Below are 15,630 nucleotides of genomic sequence, written 5' to 3'. Positions count from 1 at the left end.
TACATTCCGAACCCGGAAGTTAAGCTTCTCTGCGCCGATGGTACTGCACTCGGGAGGGTGTGGGAGAGTAGGTCACCGCCGGACAATCTTTCGAAAGGGCTCCGACTTCGGTCGGGGCCCTTTCTGCATTTCCGGGGCAAGTCCCTTCATCCTGAGTAACGAACTCTGGATCACCTGTCCGAGCATGTCTGTGCGGCGTCGACAACAGCGCCGGCTGGCAGGGCATCAAGGTCGCGACGGCACACTCATTGATCGCTCCCTCAGTGACTCTCTTGGCGCCTACGCCAGTGAGAAGGCAACCAGGCCGGCTGTCCTAGCCGTCGCAGGGCCGCTCGTCAGGGATGCCTGCCTCCAGAAGGAAGTTGCTCAGCAACCTGGCACATGACCGACTACGACCAGGAGCACGTGCCGCGGGTCGGGTGGGTCAGAGCGAAGAGTGCCATGCGCACCTGCTACGAGGCTCGGCCTAGCGCCAGGCTGCCCGACGGGAGAGAGTTGCGTGAACGTGCTGCTCCACGAGGAGCAAGCGTTGGTTTCTCGATTCCCCTGCTGTATTACCGCACCATCGCTCACATGCCGAGTTCGTCGATCTCGGCTGGTATCTCAAGAGGTCCCTGGCGGCACACAGAGGGCCGCCCACCGTGCGAACCGAAGCCGGCGACAGTGCGGGATGGGTAGGCCCAGGGAGAGGGCTGATGCGCGGGGCTTCATCGGTGGCTCCGGGTACGTGGCGCTTGGTTTCTGACCCGGGTGAGATGCGGAGTGATGAGACAGGGGACGGGAAGCGTCTCTCCGGCCCCGCCCTGCGCCCGTACCTACTGCTACTGACCTGCATCGTCAGGTTAGAAGGGCCTGGTCTTTCCGGGGTGTTGTCGCAGGGAGTTGGGGTGTAGAGGCGCAAGGGCATGCCCGTGGGTAGGCTGCCGCTGCCGCTGCCGCTGCCGCTGCCGTGAGTGCGGGTTCGGGTATCGGGCTTGGCTGGTGGGGTGACCTTGGGGTGTAGTGGCGTGCCCGAGGTATGGCGTGATGGAGGGCGGGTGCGCTTTGCGGCGTTGGAGGCGCCGGGCGCTTTCGTTAGCGCGGTGTTCGGTGGCCGCGGCGCGGTGGAGGGTGCAGGCACTGCGCGGACAGCGGCAGATGGCGTCACTGTCGGCGCAGGGTGCCGTCACTGGGGGCGGTAGGAGGCGCTGTCAGTGTGCTGGGCGGCCCGAAGAGTGGGCTCTGGCAGCCCGTGGTACCCAGCAGCCGGTTGTGGGAGGCGTGTCGTAAAGGCAGACCGTCTTTGGCGATGACCAGGACTTTCGCGGGGCCGGAACTGGATGCTTCTAGCCAAAAGCTGGCCCATGCCTGATGCTGTGTCACTGTCGCTACGGATGCCGGTGCGGTGGCGAGCCTGCTTCTGACCGTCGGGCTGGTGGCGTGACTGTGTAGTACTGCAGGAGCTGGAAGCTTGTGGGGGCAGGGGGCTCTGGCCGGGGGCATCGTGAGCTCGGTGAGGATCTGCGGATTTGCCGGTGGGGTGGCTTGGCCGATGGTTCGCTTCATGTCAGGGGTGGGTGAAGAGGGTTAGGGTGCAGCTCGAGGCGATGGCGAGGGTGCGGCCTGTGGGGGAGAAGCCGGCTGCGCGGAGTTCGCAGGCCTCTTCGCGGTGGATGTGCCACCAGGTTGAGCCGGCTTCGTCGCGGTAGGGGTCTCCGCCGCTGGACAGTAGGACGCTTTTGATGGGCCAGTCGGGTGTGACGATGTCGATGGACCATCCAGTCGTGGTGGTCGTGTGCAGTCCGCCGCCCAGGAGGCCGGAGATCTTGATGGTGGTAGCTGCAAGAGGTCCTATGCCTAGGCAGGTGAGGGTGTAGTCGTCCGGCCAGGCGGGGTCTGGGTCGGGGTCGCGTGCTATGCGGTGGCCGGTGACGCAGTTGAGGATGCCGCGTCCCTGGTGGGAGGTCGCGAGGATGAGGTCTTCGCCCGAGTCGGGGTGTTCGGCGAAGCCGACGCCGGTCAAGCCTCCGACTGCTACTGGGGGCAGGGGGCGCCAGGGTGTGGGCGGAAGTTGGAGCGGAGCGGTTCGGAAGCGGGTGCGAAGGTGCTCGTGGTGAGGGTTCATGGTGGCGAGTCCTGTCGGGGGCTGGGCGGTGGCGCGGCAATGGCGCATCTTACGCCCGACAGGTCGAGGCGGTGCTTGTGCATGAGTCGGCTGGTCGCGGGGATCTGGGGCGATTCTTGAGCCGGGAGCCGGGAGCCGGGAGCCGGGGGTGGGGGCCGGGATCCGGAGGTCGATGGCCGGTGGTCGGTGGTCGGTGGTCGGTGGTCGGCGGCGGCGGGAGGCCGGCGGTGGGCGGCTGACGGTGGGCGGGGGGATTGATGTCCGGGGGGGCCTTTTGCGGTGATGTGGTAGCAAGCGGTTGGGGATGGTGGGGGAGCGTCTCGTTGTCGGCGGTTTGGGCGAATGCTAAGGGGCGGGGAGTCTGTCGCGGCTGGGTTAGGTGGGGTCGCCGAGGCGGGTGCGGGCTTCTTTGAGTTGCCGGCGGACGTCGGCGAGTTCGCGTTCGAGTTCCAGTATGCGGCGGATGGCGATCAAGGTCATGCCCTGGTCGGCGAGGTCGGTCACGTGCTGGACGATCAGGATGTCGCTGCGGGAGTAGCGGCGTTGGCCGCCGGATGAGCGGCTCGGGCTGATGACGTCGTGTTCGTCCAGGCGGCGGAGGTAGGCTTGGCGGACCTGGAGCATGTCGGCGACCTGGCCCAGGGAGTAGAGCGGGGCGTGCTCGTCGTCGAAGGGCAGCTCGGGCATCGTGGCCTCCTCGGGAATCGGGGGCGGGGCCGGGATGCCCCGCCCCCGGTGCCGGGTCAGGCCCGGATGGCCTTCGTGTCGTTGCGCCGGATCTCCACCTTGCGCGGCTTGGCGCGTTCGAGGACGGGGATGCGCACGGTGAGCACGCCGTTGGCGTAGCCGGCGTCGATGCGGTCGCTGTCGAGGTGCTCCGACAGATAGACGCGCCTGGTGAACGTGCCCATCGGGCGCTCGCGGACGAACAGGCGCTCGTTCTCGGCGATCTCTTCCTCGCGGCGGGCGCTGACGGTGAGGACACCCCGGTCGACGGTCACCTCGATGGAGTCCGGGTCGATGCCGGGCAGGTCGAAGCGCAGGACCACGTCGTCGTCGCGGCGCAGGCCGTCCAGCGGCATCGTGGCGGCGCCGCCGTTGTCGAAGGTCTGGCGGGCCAGCCGGTTGAACTGGCGCTCGAACTCCTGGAAGAACGGGTCGATCGAAGTCAGCAGCATGGTTCCGAACCTCCTGCTTCTGTCGTGGTAGGTAACCTCCAACTCGATTTGTAGGTTAGAGAGCTGAGCAGGGGGAAGCAAGGAAGGTAAGGAAGTTTTTACCCGGGCGTGAGGAGTGTGCCGGTGAGGATGGTCACGGCATGGCCGGCGAGGTGGACGCGGTCACCGTCGAGGCGGGTGTGGACCAGGCCGCCTCTGGCGGAGAGCTGCGCACGGGTCAGAGCCGTACGGCCGAGCCGCGCGGACCAGTACGGCGACAGGGCGCAGTGGGCCGAGCCCGTCACCGGATCCTCGTCGACGCCCACGTTGGGAGCGAAGAATCGTGAGACGAAATCCGTGCCGGTGCCGCGGGCGGTGACGATGACGCCGCGCGCCTCCACTGCCGACAGGGCCGTGATGTCGGGGCGCAGGGCGCGTACCGTCTCCTCTGAATCGACCTCGACCAGCAGGTCCAGGTCGCTTTTCCCGACCCGTACCGGGGTGGCTCCGAGCGCTTTCTCCAGGCCCTCGGGAACCGTGACGGGCGTCACCTCCTTGGCCGGGAAATCCATCGTGATGAGGTCTCCGGCGGCGCGATTCACGGTTAGCGTTCCGCTCGCCGTGCGGAATTCGACGGGGCCGGTCGCGGCGCTGGTCGAATACAGAACGTGAGCGGTCGCCAGCGTGGCATGACCGCAGAGAGTGACCTCGACCACAGGGGTGAACCACCGTAGGGAATCGCCGAGCAGGAAGGCGGTCTCGGAGAGGTTCATCTCGGCGGCTACGCTCTGCATCCACCCATCAGTAACCGGAGAGTCCAGCAGGCAGACACCTGCGGGATTACCCTTGAAAGCTGTGTCGGTGAAGGCGTCTACAGTGAACAGGCGCATGTGGCCGATGCTATACGGGGGGGACGGATATCCAGATGCAAGCGGGTTGCAAGCCGTACAAAATGGAATTAGGGCTGGGCGTGTCGCGTGGCGAATGCGGAATCGTCGGTTACCGTCCAATGTGTAGGGACGTGCCGATTACGGTGAGTTCCTGAGGAAAGGACAAGCCGATGGGGGCAGTGCGCAAGGTGGTGAACTACCTTGGCCTGAGCGGGGTCGATCACTACGACGACGGCTATGACGACGACGAGCACTACGAGGACGAGTACGTTCCGGCGACGGAGCGGGCCGCCCGGCGGTGGCGCGCGAACGTCGACGCGTCGCGAATCGTCATGGTCCAGCCGCTCAAGTACAACGACGCACCGTTGATCGGTCAGCACTTCCGTGACGGGCAGACGGTGATCATGGACGTCACGGGCATGGCGATGCCCGAGGCGACGAGGATGGTCGACTTCGCCGCCGGGCTCGCGTTCGGTTGCGAGGGTCGGATCGAGCGCATCGCCGATCGCGTGTTCCTGCTCGCGCCGGCGCACGTGGAGATCGAGACGACCTGATCGGGTCTAAGCAGCGCGCGGGCCGCGACGAATCAGCCGGGTGAGCTCGGTTGCATCGTCAGCGGCCTGTTTCGCGCGTGCGTCCGCTTCTCTGGCGTAGGCGTGCAGGGCCCAGACGGCGCCCTCGGCCAGCTCCTTCAGCTCGTTGACCTGGGCGGCCACGTAACGGGCGTCGGCGACGATCGTCTTGTGGCGCTGCCAGAGCTGCCAGCCGCCCAGCCCGAGCATGGCCACCCCGGCGGCGGCCAGCAGGAGCGAGGCGCTGAACGCCGCTCCGGCCAGGCACGCGACGCCCGCCACGATCAGCACGAACGCCGCCCACGGCCGGCCGCGCGGCACGACGCCCTCGGTGAGGATGGCGTGCTCCGCCGTGGCGATCGAGGTCTCGTCGGGGCCTTCGGGGCGCAGGTGGATGCGGTGGCCGAGCAGCGGGACGGTCAGCGTGGCCGGCGGCGTCAGCCGGCTGTCGGCTTCGAGCTCCTCGGCCAGGCCCCGCAGGATGGGCGCGGCGACGTGCAGGGCGATGGCGGCCAGGTGCGGGTCGGCGCCGGGACGCAGGTCGTCGAGCAGGTGGGAGATCAGCGAGGCCATCGGGCCGGCCGGGCCGCCCTGCCCGATCTGGGCGCGCAGGACCGCCAGCGGCTCGTCCTCGGCCCAGGACGCGGCCGGGCTGGCCGAGCTGTTGCTGAGCGGGACGGCGGAGTCGTGGTCGGACTGCCGGGCCGAGGTGATCTCGGCGCAGCGGCCGCGCAGCCTGGCCAGGCGGGCGGCCGCGACCGCCGGACGGGCCAGGTCGGGAATTTCGGCCATCTCCGGGAAGTCGGCCAGCGACGGCGGCACGACGACCGCGGGCTCGCCGGGCACCAGCGCCTGCACCCACTCCTCGACGTCGGCGTGCTCCTGCACGGCCAGCGCGTCGAGCTTGCGCAGCACGAAGATCTTGCCGGCCGGGCCGTAGGCGCCGCGGGCGGCGGCCAGCCAGAGCGAGCGCTGGCCGTGGGTGACGGGACGGTCGAGCGACAGCTCGCCGAAGGCCGTGCCGAGCCAGGAGGCGTGGATGCGGCTGCCCTGGCCGGACACCGCCAGGGCCAGACACAGGAAGAGCGCGGTCTGCTGCTGGTCACGGCCGGCGGCCCTGCTCAGCGGTTCGAGCGGGTCGTCGCCGGCGAGGATGGCGACCAGCGCTTCTACGGCAGGGGGCAGCCAGTGGCCGGGTATGTCGCGAAAGCCCGGAGCGGCGGGAGGAGCGGTGCCATTGGCGGCGAGGTGCGCAAGCAGCGCCTCGGCGTAGCGTTGCAACTCCGTCGCTGCTTGGGGGCTCGCAGTCAGGTCCGTGCTCAAGGCAGAGAACTCCCCCATTTCGGCCTCAGTTCATGACCGCGTAAAGCCTAGCCGTTAGGGCGCGCCAACCCGGTGGAGGCGCGCCCATGACGGAACGGGAGACTTTGAGCCAACTGCCTGTTACATGCGGTCGGGGACGGGGACGCCCAGAAGGTCGAGGCCGGTTTCGAGTACGCGCAGGGTCAGCGCGCACAGGGCCAGCCGCGAGGCGCGGGTCTCGGGCTCGACGTCGGACCGCAGCACCGGGCACTGCTCGTAGAACGTGCTGAACAGGCTCGACGTCTCGAAGAGGAAGTTGCACAGCCGGTGGGGCTCGGAGCGGGCGGTGACCTCTTCGATGAGCGTGCCGAAGCCGAGCAGGTGGAGGGCCAGGGCGCGCTCGGCGGGCTCGGCCAGGAGGATCGGGGACGTGGCGGCCGCCGGCTCCATGTCCGCCTTGCGGAAGATGGACCGGATACGGGCGGTGGCGTACTGCATGTACGGGCCGGTGTTGCCGGTGAAGCCCAGCATGCGGTCGTAGTCGAAGACGTATTCGCTGTCGTGGCTGACCGACAGGTCGGCGTACTTCACCGCGCCCATGCCGACGGCGAGGGCGATCTCGTTGCGGGTGGCCTCGTCGTAGCCGCGTTCGGCGATGGCCGCCGAGGCCCGCTCGACGCCCTCCTGGAGCAGGTCCATCAGCTTGATGGACTCGCCCGACCTGGTCTTGAAGCGGCGGCCGTCCTTGCCGAGCATCATGCCGATCTGGACGTGCTCGGCCGAGACGGTGTCGGGCAGCCAGCCGGCCATCTGCGCGGAGGCGAACACCATGCGGAAGTGCAGCGCCTGGTCGGCGCCCACCACGTAGAGGATGCGGTCGGCCTTCAGGTCGTGGACGCGGTAGCGGATCGCCGCCATGTCGGTGGAGGCGTAGCCGTAGCCGCCGTCGCTCTTCCTGATGATGAGCGGCAGCGGCTTGTCGTCGGAGCCGGTGAAGCCGGGCGGGAACAGGCAGAGCGCGCCCTCGCTGTGGACGGCGACGCCCGACGACTCCAGGTCGGCGCAGGTCTTCTCCAGCATGGGGTTGTACATGCTCTCGCCGGCGAGGTCGGCGTCGGTCAGCGTGACGCCGAGCAGGGAGTAGACCTTGTTGAAGTACCGGACGGTGGCGTCCATGAAGACGTGCCACAGGCGCATGGTGGCCGGGTCGCCCGACTGGAGGGTGGTGACCCGGACCCGGGCGCGCTGCTTGAAGCCCTCGTCGGCGTCGAACTTGGCCCGCGCCGCCTGGTAGAACTCGGTGCCCATGCCCGCTTCGAGCTGGGCGACCGCGGCCGGCTCGCCGATGTCGAGCAGGTGCTCGATGAGCATGCCGAACGGGGTGCCCCAGTCGCCCAGGTGGTTCTGCCTGATCACCTTGTTGCCGAGGTGTTCGTGCAGGCGGGCCAGGGAGTCGCCGACGATGGTGGTGCGCAGGTGGCCGACGTGCATCTCCTTGGCCGCGTTGGGCGCGGAGTAGTCGATCACGATGGTCTGCGCGGGCGTGCTCGTGCCGACGCCGAGGCGCTGGTCGTCGCGCATGCCCGCGGCCTGGGACTCGATCCAGGAGTCGGCGAGCGTGATGTTGAGGAAGCCGGGGCCGCTGACCTCGACCGTGCCGGGGAAGTCGGACAGCTCGGCCTTGATCGCCTCGGCGACCTCCCGCGGGGACCGTCGCAGGCGCTTGGCCAGGCTCATCGCGACGTTCGCCTGGAAGTCGGCGAACTGGGAGGGCCGGATCAGCGGGTCTGCGTCGGCGTGCTCGGCGCCGAACGCGTTCGCCAGCGCCTGCTGGACGCGCTCGGTGAGCACTATCTGCGGGTCGGTCATGTTCTAAGGGTACCGGCGACCTTGACCGCGATGCTGATCGCAACAGCGGCCACCAGGGAGATGCCGACGGCCGTCAGGTCGTTGCTGAGGTCGCCGGGCGCGAGGGCGAAGAAGCGCCGGACGGGCGGCAGCGACAGGGCGAGCGCGAAGAGCCCCGCCATGGACGCCAGCAGCGTGATCCGCCACCAGTTGAGCGGCCTGGTGATCAGCACGAGCACCCACCACGTGGTGAGGAAGAGCGTGATCACCGCGGACGTCTGGTCCTCGGTCAGGGTGGAGGTGCCGCTGTGCGCGGCCCAGAACGACAGCAGCACCGCGCCCGCGCACAGCACCCCCGCCGGCACGGCGAAGCGCAGCACCCGCCGGACGAACCCCGGCCGCGCCCGTTCGACCGTGGGCGCGAGCGCCAGGAAGAACGCCGGGATGCCGATGGTCAGCGCGTTGGTGAGGGTGGAGTGGCGGGGCGCGAACGGGAACATCACCCCGGCCACGCCGACGGCCAGCGACAGCACGATCGCGTAGAAGGTCTTGGTGAGGAAGAGGTTGGAGACGCGTTCGATGTTGGCCAGCACCCGGCGGCCCTCGCCGACGACGTGCGGCAGCGTGGCGAACTTGTCGTCCAGCAGCACCACCTGGGCCACCGCCTTGGTGGCCGGGCTGCCCGCGCCCATGGCGATGCCGAGGTCGGCGTCCTTGAGGGCGAGGACGTCGTTGACGCCGTCGCCGGTCATGGCCACGGTGTGCCCGCGGGCCTGGAGCGCGCCGACGAACTGGCGCTTCTGCTGCGGGCTGACCCGGCCGAACACGGTGTGGGAGTCGAGCAGCTCGCCGAGCTTGGCGGGGTCGTCGTGGGGGAGCGTCCTGGCGTCGATGGAACGGTCGCCGCCGGGGATCTTCAGGCTCATGGCGATGGCGGAGACCGCCTCCGGGTTGTCGCCGGAGATCACCTTGACCGTGACGCCCTGCTTGGCGAAGTAGCCGAGGGTCTTGAGCGCGTCGGGCCTGATCCGCTGCCTGAGGGTGACCAGCGCGACGGGCTCGACGGGCCCGCCGTCCTGGGCGGCCCGCAGGTCGGGCGTGCGGCACAGGACGAGCACGCGGGTGCCGGTGGCGGCCAGCTCGGCGGCCTTGTCGTAGCCTTCGCCGTCGTGCAGCAGCACGTCGGGGGCGCCCAGCAGCCAGGCGCCGTGCCGGCCGAAGTCGGCGCCGCTCCACTTGCGGGCCGAGGAGAAGGGCACGGACGAGGCCGCCGACCAGCCGTCGGCGGGGGCGGGGTAGCGGGCCCTGATGGCCTGGGCGGTGGCGTTGGGACGGGCGTCGAGGTGGGCCAGGGCGGCCAGCGCGGGCTCGACCGGCTGGCCGTCGCGCAGCGGGAGCACCTGGTCGAGGTCCATGCCGGCGGCGGTAAGGGTGCCGGTCTTGTCCAGGCAGAGCACGTCGACCCTGGCCAGCCCCTCGATCGCGGGCAGCTCCTGGACCAGGCACTTGCGCCGGCCGAGGCGGATGACGCCGACGGCGAACGCGATCGAGGTCATCAGCACCAGGCCCTCGGGGATCATGGTGACGATGCCGGCGACCGCGCCGGTGATGGCGGTGGAGAAGTCGGCGGAGTTGTGCAGCTGGCTGTAGATCAGCAGGGCGCCGATCGGCACGACCAGCCAGGTGATGTACTTGATGAAGTTCGCCACGCCCTCGCGCAGTTCGGAGTGGGCGAGGTGGAACTTGCTGGCCTCCTCCGCCAGCCGCACGGCGTAGGCGTCGGTGCCGACGCGGGTGGCGACGTACGCGCCGGCGCCGGCGACCGCGAAGCTGCCCGACAACACCTGGTCGCCGGGCTTCTTGTGCACCGGGTCGGCCTCGCCGGTCAGCAGCGACTCGTCGACCTCCAGGCCGTCGGAGCCGACGACCTCGCCGTCGACCAGCAGGCGGTCGCCGGAGCCGAGCAGGACCAGGTCGCCGAGGACGACCCGGTGCGGCTCGACCTGCTGCTCACGGCCGTCGCGGCGGACGCGGACCGGAGCCTCGTTGATCACGGCGAGCTTGTCGAGGGTGCGCTTGGCGCGCAGCTCCTGGACGATGCCGATCAGCGCGTTGGCCACGATCACCAGGCCGAACAGGCCGTCCTGCCACTCGCCGAAGATCAGGATCAGCGCCCAGAGCACGCCGATGACCAGGTTGAACAGGGTGAACACGTTCGCCCTGATGATCGCGCTGAGCGATCTGCTCGACCGCCGCGGCACCTCGTTGGTCTTCGCCCCTGCGACCTGTGCTGAGGTGAGGCCGTCCACATTTCCCCCGTTCCTGTGGATCGGTCTCACACACTACGGCGTCACCAGAGTCTGTGTGAGCGATGCGTGGCGGCGATCCGGTCGCCGATCCTGGCGACGATGCCGCCCGCGGAGAGGTCGGCGGCGACCTGGCAGGCGGCGCTGATCGCGGGCGCCCTGGAGGAGCCGTGGGCGATCACCACCGTCCCGTTCAGCCCGAGCAGGACGGCGCCGCCGTGGGCCTCGGCGTCGAGGCGCCGGCGCAGCTCGCGCAGGCGGCCGCGTTGCATGAGCGCGCCGAACTTGGCGATCCGGCTCTCGCCGATGGTCTCGGCCAGCTCGCCGAAGGCGTACCGGACCGCGCCTTCCATGGTCTTGAGCGCGACGTTGCCGGTGAAGCCGTCCGTGGTGATGACGTCGACCTTGCCGGTGAGGAGGTCGTGGCCCTCGACGTTGCCGGTGAAGCGGATGCCGGGGGAGGACTGCAGCAGTTCGTGGGCGCGTTTGACGAGCTTGTTGCCCTTCTCCGGCTCGCTGCCGATGGTGAGCAGGCCGACCCGGGGCTCGGGGATGTCGTAGGCCAGCTCGGCGTAGGCCGCGCCGAGGTGGGCGAACTGCAGCAGCATCTCCGGTTTGACCTCGGCGTTGGCACCGGCGTCCACCAGGAGGGTGGGGGTGGGGAGCGTCGGGAGCGCCACGGCGATGGCCGGTCGCAGGACGCCCTGCTGGGCCTTGAGCCGGAGGCGGCCGGTGGCGACGATGCCCGCGGTCGAGCCGGCCGACACCACGGCCGAGGCGTCGCCGCGGCGGACGAGGTGACAGGCGATGGCGATGCTGGAGCGCGGGCGGCGCAGGCTGGCCAGGGCGCCTTCGTCCATGGCCAGGGCCTCTTCCGCCCTGACGATGGGGACCTCTTTGGTGGCGTCGTGGTCGGCCAGGGCCTCGTACAGGATGCGGGGTGAGCCGACGAGCACGATGGGCAGCTTGCGCTCCCGTACGGCGTGGACCGCGCCGGCCACGATCTCGTGGGGAGCGTGGTCGCCGCCCATGGCGTCGAGCGCGACGGGCCTGCTGTCGGACAATGGTCACCTCGTGGGACAGACGAGCCCGCCGTCGCCCGGCCGGGCCGGTACGCGGGCTCGTGTATCTCCGCATCGTAGGCAGGCCGGATGTCAGGTCGACCGGCGGGTGGACCTCCCTGCTTCCCCGGCGCGGCGGTTCCAGTCGCGGGGGCCCGTCAGTGGAGGTTCCAGTCGTCGAGGCCGCGGGTCACGATGACCTTGGAGAACTTCGACGAGCCGGTGACCCGGATCAGCGGGCCGTCGCCCGCCGAGCCGCCGCTGACGTTGCGCTTGCCGAAGATCGAGCTGCCCTCGTCGATGACGTGGGCGTTCTCCGGCACCCGGACGATCAGCTTGCTGAACTTCGCGTCGGTCTCGATGGTGATCTCCCGGCCGGGCAGCACGGCGTCGGACAGGTCGATGACGAGGGCGCCGAAGCGGGCCGACAGCTTGGTGCGCCGGGAGGCGACCCAGCGCCCCTTGCGCACGATCTTGCTGAACTTCGAGCTGATCACCTGGTGCTCGATGGCCTCGGGCAGGGCGGACGGGCGGGACACCTCGGGCAGGTCCCGGGTGAGGGGGACGAGCTCGCCGATCGTCTTCGCCGTGTAGGCGATCTCCAGACGGTCGGCGTGCTCGACGCTGGTGAGTCTTCCGGTGGCGAGCGCGTCGCCGAGCAGGGCCGCGACGCGGTCGCGGTCGGCGTCGGAGGCGCGCAGGTCGAGATCCTCGGTCACGATGAATCAGTGTATGTCGATTCGCGATATGTCGCGAGTGTCAAAGCTGCAAGGAAACTTGGAGCCCAGTGGAACCGGGGACGCGGCGCGTCGCGTCCGGATATTAAGAACCGTAGACGCGCGACTGGGTCGTGAGGTTTACACGCGATCGAACAAAAAAGATGGGAAAGGCCTAGTGATCTTGAACCAGGCAGGTACCCGACGCTTCAAGGCGTACACGTCCAAGCACCTCGACGAGCTCCTGCGACGGGCGGGGCTGGACGACGAGGAGCGGCTGAGGGTCCGCGCCGTGGCCACGGTGCTGCCCTTCCGGACGAACGCCTATGTCGTGGATGAACTCATAGATTGGTCGGCGGCGCCCGACGATCCCATCTACCGCCTCGTCTTCCCGCAGGAGGACATGCTTCCCGCCGCGGACGTGGCCAGGCTGGCCGACCTGCTCAAGGCCGAGGCCCCCAACGGCGAGGTCCAGGCCGAGGCCAACCGCGTCCGCGCGCAGCTCAATCCGCATCCGGCCGGGCAGAAGGAGCTCAACGTCCCGAGGATGGGCGACGAACCGGTGCCCGGCATGCAGCACAAATATCCAGAGACAGTGCTCATCTTCCCTAAACAGGGGCAGACCTGCCATGCCTACTGCACCTACTGCTTCCGGTGGGCGCAGTTCATCGGGGACGCGGACCTGAAGTTCGCCTCCGACGACATCGACCGGATGGTGTCCTACATCCGCCACCACCCCGAGGTCACCAGCGTCCTGATCACCGGCGGCGATGCCATGATCATGGGCGAGCCGGTGATCCGGCGCTACATCGAGCCGCTGCTCGGCCTCGACCAGCTCGAATCCATCCGCATCGGCACCAAGGCGCTGGCCTACTGGCCGCAGCGCTTCACCACCGACCCCGACGCCGACGCCACGCTCGGCCTGTTCCAGGAGGTGGTGAAGGCCGGCAAGAACCTGGCGTTCATGGCCCACTTCTCGCATCCGCGGGAGCTGGACTCGCCGCTGGTGGAGTCGGCGGTCGAACGCATCCTCGGCAGCGGGGCCACGATCAGGACCCAGGCGCCGCTGATCAGGTCGATCAACGACGATCCCGAGGTGTGGTCGTCGATGTGGCGGCGGCAGCTGAGGATGGGGCTGATTCCCTATTACATGTTCGTCGAGCGCGACACCGGGCCGCAGGACTACTTCGCGGTCCCGCTGGCCCGCGCGTACGAGATCTTCAGGGACGCCTACTCGACCGTCTCCGGGCTCTGCCGTACGGTCCGGGGGCCGTCCATGTCGGCCACGCCGGGCAAGGTGTGCGTGGACGGGGTGACCGAGATCGCCGGTGAGCGCGTCTTCGTGCTCCACCTCATCCAGGCCCGCGACCCGGAGCTGGTCGGGCGGCCGTTCTTCGCCAGGTACGACCCGTCCGCGGTCTGGCTGACGGATCTGCGCCCGGCGTTCGCCGAGCGTTTTCCGTTCGAGCCGGCCGACGCCTTGCTGCCCATCTGAGTGGTCGCGTTCTCGCGCCACCGCCACTGAATTGTGCGCCCCCGGCCCGTGACATTTGTTAATGCGACCACTTGTTCGCGGGCCGTGCGGGCGCACGTCGGCGTCGCGGTCCCGATGGCGATCGGGTCCGCGCGGAATCGAAATCAAAACCGGGGTATTTCCCGTTTTGTCTCTCCGCTCAACGCTCCCCCTTTACTCGGTAACCGGGCTGCAAACCCTGCTACATGGGCTTTCCGGCCGCCTGCGGGCGATCACCGTCAGTGATACAACTGCTTCCGTAGCTCAGCCGTGACAGCACGCTTCGTGTGGTGCCCATAGCGTGTGCGCCACGGCATTCGGGGGTTATCGATTCGCATTTCCACCGCATTCGAGAGCGATCGATCACGAGCCGGGAAGGCAATCATGAATCGAGTAGTCAAGGCGGCCGTTGCCGTCACAGCATTCGGCTTGGCGGCGGCTTTGGCCGTGCCAGCTCAAGCAGAAGTTCAATTCACTCACACCGCCAAGATCGTCCCGCTGGACGGCCTGGGCGGGGGCACCAGCGGAGGCCCGCTCGACCTGCTCGGCGGGCTGCTCGGCGGCGGGCTGCTCAGCAGCCTGGGCGGCGGCCTCGGCGGCCTGACCGGGGCCGGCAAGTCCAAGTCGGCCGACGCCGCAGGCGAGGCCAGGGCGCGCGACATCGCCGACGAGAACCGGCGCGCCAGCCTGGCGATGACGCCGAACGCGGCCGAGGACGTCACCCGCCAGAGCGGCCCGCTGCCCGAGCTGTCGCCCATCCTCAGCAGCGGCGCGATCGGCGGCGGCGGCCGGGGCCTGGCCAAGTCGCTGCCGCTGCTCGGCGGCGCGCGCATGGCGCAGCCGCTGGTCAAGGGCGCGCCCCAGAGCAACGCCGGCACGAGCGCCCCGCTGCGCGGCGCGATGGACACGATGACCGCCCTGGCCGGGGCCTCGGTCGGCGGCGCGATGGGCAAGGTGGGCGGCGGCGCGCTGCTGCCCGGCACGGGCTCCGGCACGGCCGGCACCGCCACCACGACCATGACGGGCGCCACCAAGGGCCTGCGCGACCTGTCCATGGAGTCCGGGATGGGCGGGCTCACCCGCGCCGCCCGGATGGCCCTGCCGCACGCGTCCGGCGGCGAGCTGGCCCCGATGGTCGGGCAGGTCGCCCCCGTCGAGGCCGCGCCGGTCGTCGAGGCGCTGCCGGGCACCACCCGGACCGCGTCCGTCGACGAGATCACCCCGCTCATGCAGGACACCGCGGGCCTCGTCTCGGCCAACGGCTCCAAGGCCGCCGGCTCCTACAGCGACATGGTCTCCGCCCTCGGCTGGAGCAGCGACGCGCTGACGAGCTCGGTGCGGGGCTCCTGGGTTCGCGACTGAGGCGAGCGCGGCGCGTCCCGAACGTGTCGCGGACGTGACCCGCGCGGGCGCGTCCCGGACATGACGTGACGACGCGCGCACGCGGCCCCGCCGAGGGCCGTGCGGCGGTTCGCCGGCGTCCAAGGTGCCGACGCTCGCGAACCGGCCGTGACGGCCGTGAGGTGGCCCGCGTTCAGGTGCCAGGTTGTTCCCGCGACGGCGGGTTCCCGCTCTCCCCGGCGTCGGTGGACGCCCGCGGAACGACGGGGGCGTCGTCGCACCGACAGGACAGGCCGATGGTGTGCGCTCACAAGGTGCCGAGCGCCCCGGCGGCACTGCCGCGCGTCGGTCGCGGGTCCGCCGCTCGGGCGGACGGGCCCGCCACGGGTCTGGGCGGATGCGCTCCGGCCCGGGGGTTCGCACCCGCGTGCCGCCGCTGACTGCAGGGCAGCGGCGCCGCGCCGAGCCCGCCGCCGGCCCCGCCACGGGGTCGGCGGCCTTCTCGTGTCCCCCCTTGCGCGGCGCGGCCCGCTAGGGCAGCCGGACGCCGGTGCGCCGGGCTATCTGGGCCTGCAACCGGGCCATCTGCCAGTGAAGCTCCAGCAGCTGCTCGGCGAGCTGCATCCTGGGGATCTCGGCCACGTCTTCGATGGCCAGGTGGTCGATCGCGGCCGAAAGCTCTCCCATCGCGCGCCCCCACTCCATCAGCGTTCCTTGGATCGAATCCGCGTTCGAATACTATCGGAACGGCAGTCACGGTGTCAGTGTTTCGGCGCACGAGTCACCCACGTTTCGCGCAGGTGATCGAAAAGCGGGCGGG

Annotated in this window: 13 protein-coding genes and 1 rRNA gene; 4 read left to right on the top strand and 10 right to left on the bottom strand. The window is 69.7% G+C overall.

Annotation, left to right across the window (positions count from 1 at the left end; genetic code table 11):
- Positions 1-84: ribosomal RNA gene (gene rrf, locus ACIBQ8_RS18555) — 5S ribosomal RNA — on the top strand; the annotation flags it as partial.
- A 1,462-nt stretch (positions 85-1,546) separates the two neighbouring features.
- On the opposite strand, the gene ACIBQ8_RS18550 is transcribed toward rrf, so the two are convergent.
- The 4 genes from ACIBQ8_RS18550 to ACIBQ8_RS18535 form a co-directional block, all read right to left on the bottom strand.
- Positions 1,547-2,002 (bottom strand): hypothetical protein, encoded by a 456-nt coding sequence (locus ACIBQ8_RS18550; RefSeq protein WP_397192513.1) that lies wholly within the window; start codon positions 2,000-2,002, stop codon positions 1,547-1,549.
- Between the two features lie 477 nt (positions 2,003-2,479).
- The gene (locus tag ACIBQ8_RS18545) at positions 2,480-2,791 is read right to left on the bottom strand and encodes a MerR family transcriptional regulator (protein WP_352361773.1); all 312 of its coding nucleotides are present in this window, start codon (positions 2,789-2,791) and stop codon (positions 2,480-2,482) included.
- A gap of 56 nt (positions 2,792-2,847) precedes the next feature.
- Positions 2,848-3,282, bottom strand: a complete 435-nt coding sequence (locus tag ACIBQ8_RS18540; RefSeq protein WP_397179421.1) for an Hsp20/alpha crystallin family protein — start codon at positions 3,280-3,282, stop codon at positions 2,848-2,850.
- 98 nt (positions 3,283-3,380) lie between these two features.
- Positions 3,381-4,151 (bottom strand): PhzF family phenazine biosynthesis protein, encoded by a 771-nt coding sequence (locus ACIBQ8_RS18535; protein WP_397192512.1) that lies wholly within the window; start codon positions 4,149-4,151, stop codon positions 3,381-3,383.
- A 170-nt stretch (positions 4,152-4,321) separates the two neighbouring features.
- On the opposite strand from ACIBQ8_RS18535, the gene ACIBQ8_RS18530 reads away from it, so the two are divergent.
- Positions 4,322-4,705 carry a cell division protein SepF gene (locus ACIBQ8_RS18530; RefSeq protein WP_352320833.1) on the top strand — a complete coding sequence of 128 codons (384 nt, stop codon included), beginning with the start codon at positions 4,322-4,324 and terminating at the stop codon, positions 4,703-4,705.
- Positions 4,706-4,711: 6 nt separating this feature from the next.
- Here ACIBQ8_RS18530 and ACIBQ8_RS18525 read toward each other — a convergent pair whose 3' ends face one another.
- The 5 genes from ACIBQ8_RS18525 to ACIBQ8_RS18505 all read right to left on the bottom strand — a co-directional run bounded on the left by ACIBQ8_RS18525 (position 4,712) and on the right by ACIBQ8_RS18505 (position 11,959).
- The gene (locus ACIBQ8_RS18525) at positions 4,712-6,046 is read right to left on the bottom strand and encodes a hypothetical protein (protein ID WP_397192511.1); all 1,335 of its coding nucleotides are present in this window, start codon (positions 6,044-6,046) and stop codon (positions 4,712-4,714) included.
- Between the two features lie 120 nt (positions 6,047-6,166).
- A complete protein-coding gene (gene argS, locus ACIBQ8_RS18520) occupies positions 6,167-7,894 on the bottom strand; it encodes an arginine--tRNA ligase (protein ID WP_358298708.1) in 1,728 nt (575 codons plus the stop codon).
- A complete protein-coding gene (locus ACIBQ8_RS18515) occupies positions 7,891-10,182 on the bottom strand; it encodes an HAD-IC family P-type ATPase (RefSeq protein WP_397192510.1) in 2,292 nt (763 codons plus the stop codon). The genes argS and ACIBQ8_RS18515 overlap by 4 nt, the downstream gene beginning before the upstream one ends.
- Before the next feature lie 41 nt (positions 10,183-10,223).
- On the bottom strand, positions 10,224-11,243 hold the full coding sequence (gene plsX, locus ACIBQ8_RS18510; protein ID WP_397192509.1) for a phosphate acyltransferase PlsX: 1,020 nt from the start codon (positions 11,241-11,243) through the stop codon (positions 10,224-10,226).
- Positions 11,244-11,398: 155 nt separating this feature from the next.
- Positions 11,399-11,959: a DUF1707 domain-containing protein gene (locus ACIBQ8_RS18505; protein ID WP_397179426.1), complete on the bottom strand. Its 561-nt coding sequence runs from the start codon at positions 11,957-11,959 to the stop codon at positions 11,399-11,401.
- A gap of 175 nt (positions 11,960-12,134) precedes the next feature.
- Between ACIBQ8_RS18505 and ACIBQ8_RS18500 the strand changes: the two genes are divergently transcribed.
- Both ACIBQ8_RS18500 and ACIBQ8_RS18495 read left to right on the top strand, forming a co-directional pair.
- Entirely contained in the window at positions 12,135-13,451 is a 1,317-nt protein-coding gene (locus ACIBQ8_RS18500; protein WP_397179427.1) for a KamA family radical SAM protein, read from the top strand.
- Between the two features lie 465 nt (positions 13,452-13,916).
- Positions 13,917-14,831: a hypothetical protein gene (locus ACIBQ8_RS18495; protein WP_397179428.1), complete on the top strand. Its 915-nt coding sequence runs from the start codon at positions 13,917-13,919 to the stop codon at positions 14,829-14,831.
- Positions 14,832-15,341: 510 nt separating this feature from the next.
- Here ACIBQ8_RS18495 and ACIBQ8_RS18490 read toward each other — a convergent pair.
- Entirely contained in the window at positions 15,342-15,497 is a 156-nt protein-coding gene (locus ACIBQ8_RS18490; protein ID WP_185845322.1) for a hypothetical protein, read from the bottom strand.
- Between the last annotated feature and the right edge of the window lie 133 nt (positions 15,498-15,630).

Origin of the sequence: Nonomuraea sp. NPDC049646, assembly GCF_044465525.1 — a bacterium.
In the GTDB taxonomy this organism is placed as follows: domain Bacteria; phylum Actinomycetota; class Actinomycetes; order Streptosporangiales; family Streptosporangiaceae; genus Nonomuraea.
This window is presented reverse-complemented; position numbering and strand designations above follow the sequence as displayed.

Excerpts from the sequence above, each read along its gene's own strand:
- ACIBQ8_RS18540 (WP_397179421.1), bottom strand. The coding sequence starts at position 3,282 with ATGCTGCTGACTTCGATCGACCCGTTCTTCCAGGAGTTCGAGCGCCAG.
- argS (WP_358298708.1), bottom strand. The coding sequence starts at position 7,894 with ATGACCGACCCGCAGATAGTGCTCACCGAGCGCGTCCAGCAGGCGCTG.
- ACIBQ8_RS18535 (WP_397192512.1), bottom strand. The coding sequence starts at position 4,151 with ATGCGCCTGTTCACTGTAGACGCCTTCACCGACACAGCTTTCAAGGGT.
- ACIBQ8_RS18530 (WP_352320833.1), top strand. The coding sequence starts at position 4,322 with ATGGGGGCAGTGCGCAAGGTGGTGAACTACCTTGGCCTGAGCGGGGTC.
- ACIBQ8_RS18490 (WP_185845322.1), bottom strand. The coding sequence starts at position 15,497 with ATGGGAGAGCTTTCGGCCGCGATCGACCACCTGGCCATCGAAGACGTG.
- ACIBQ8_RS18545 (WP_352361773.1), bottom strand. The coding sequence starts at position 2,791 with ATGCCCGAGCTGCCCTTCGACGACGAGCACGCCCCGCTCTACTCCCTG.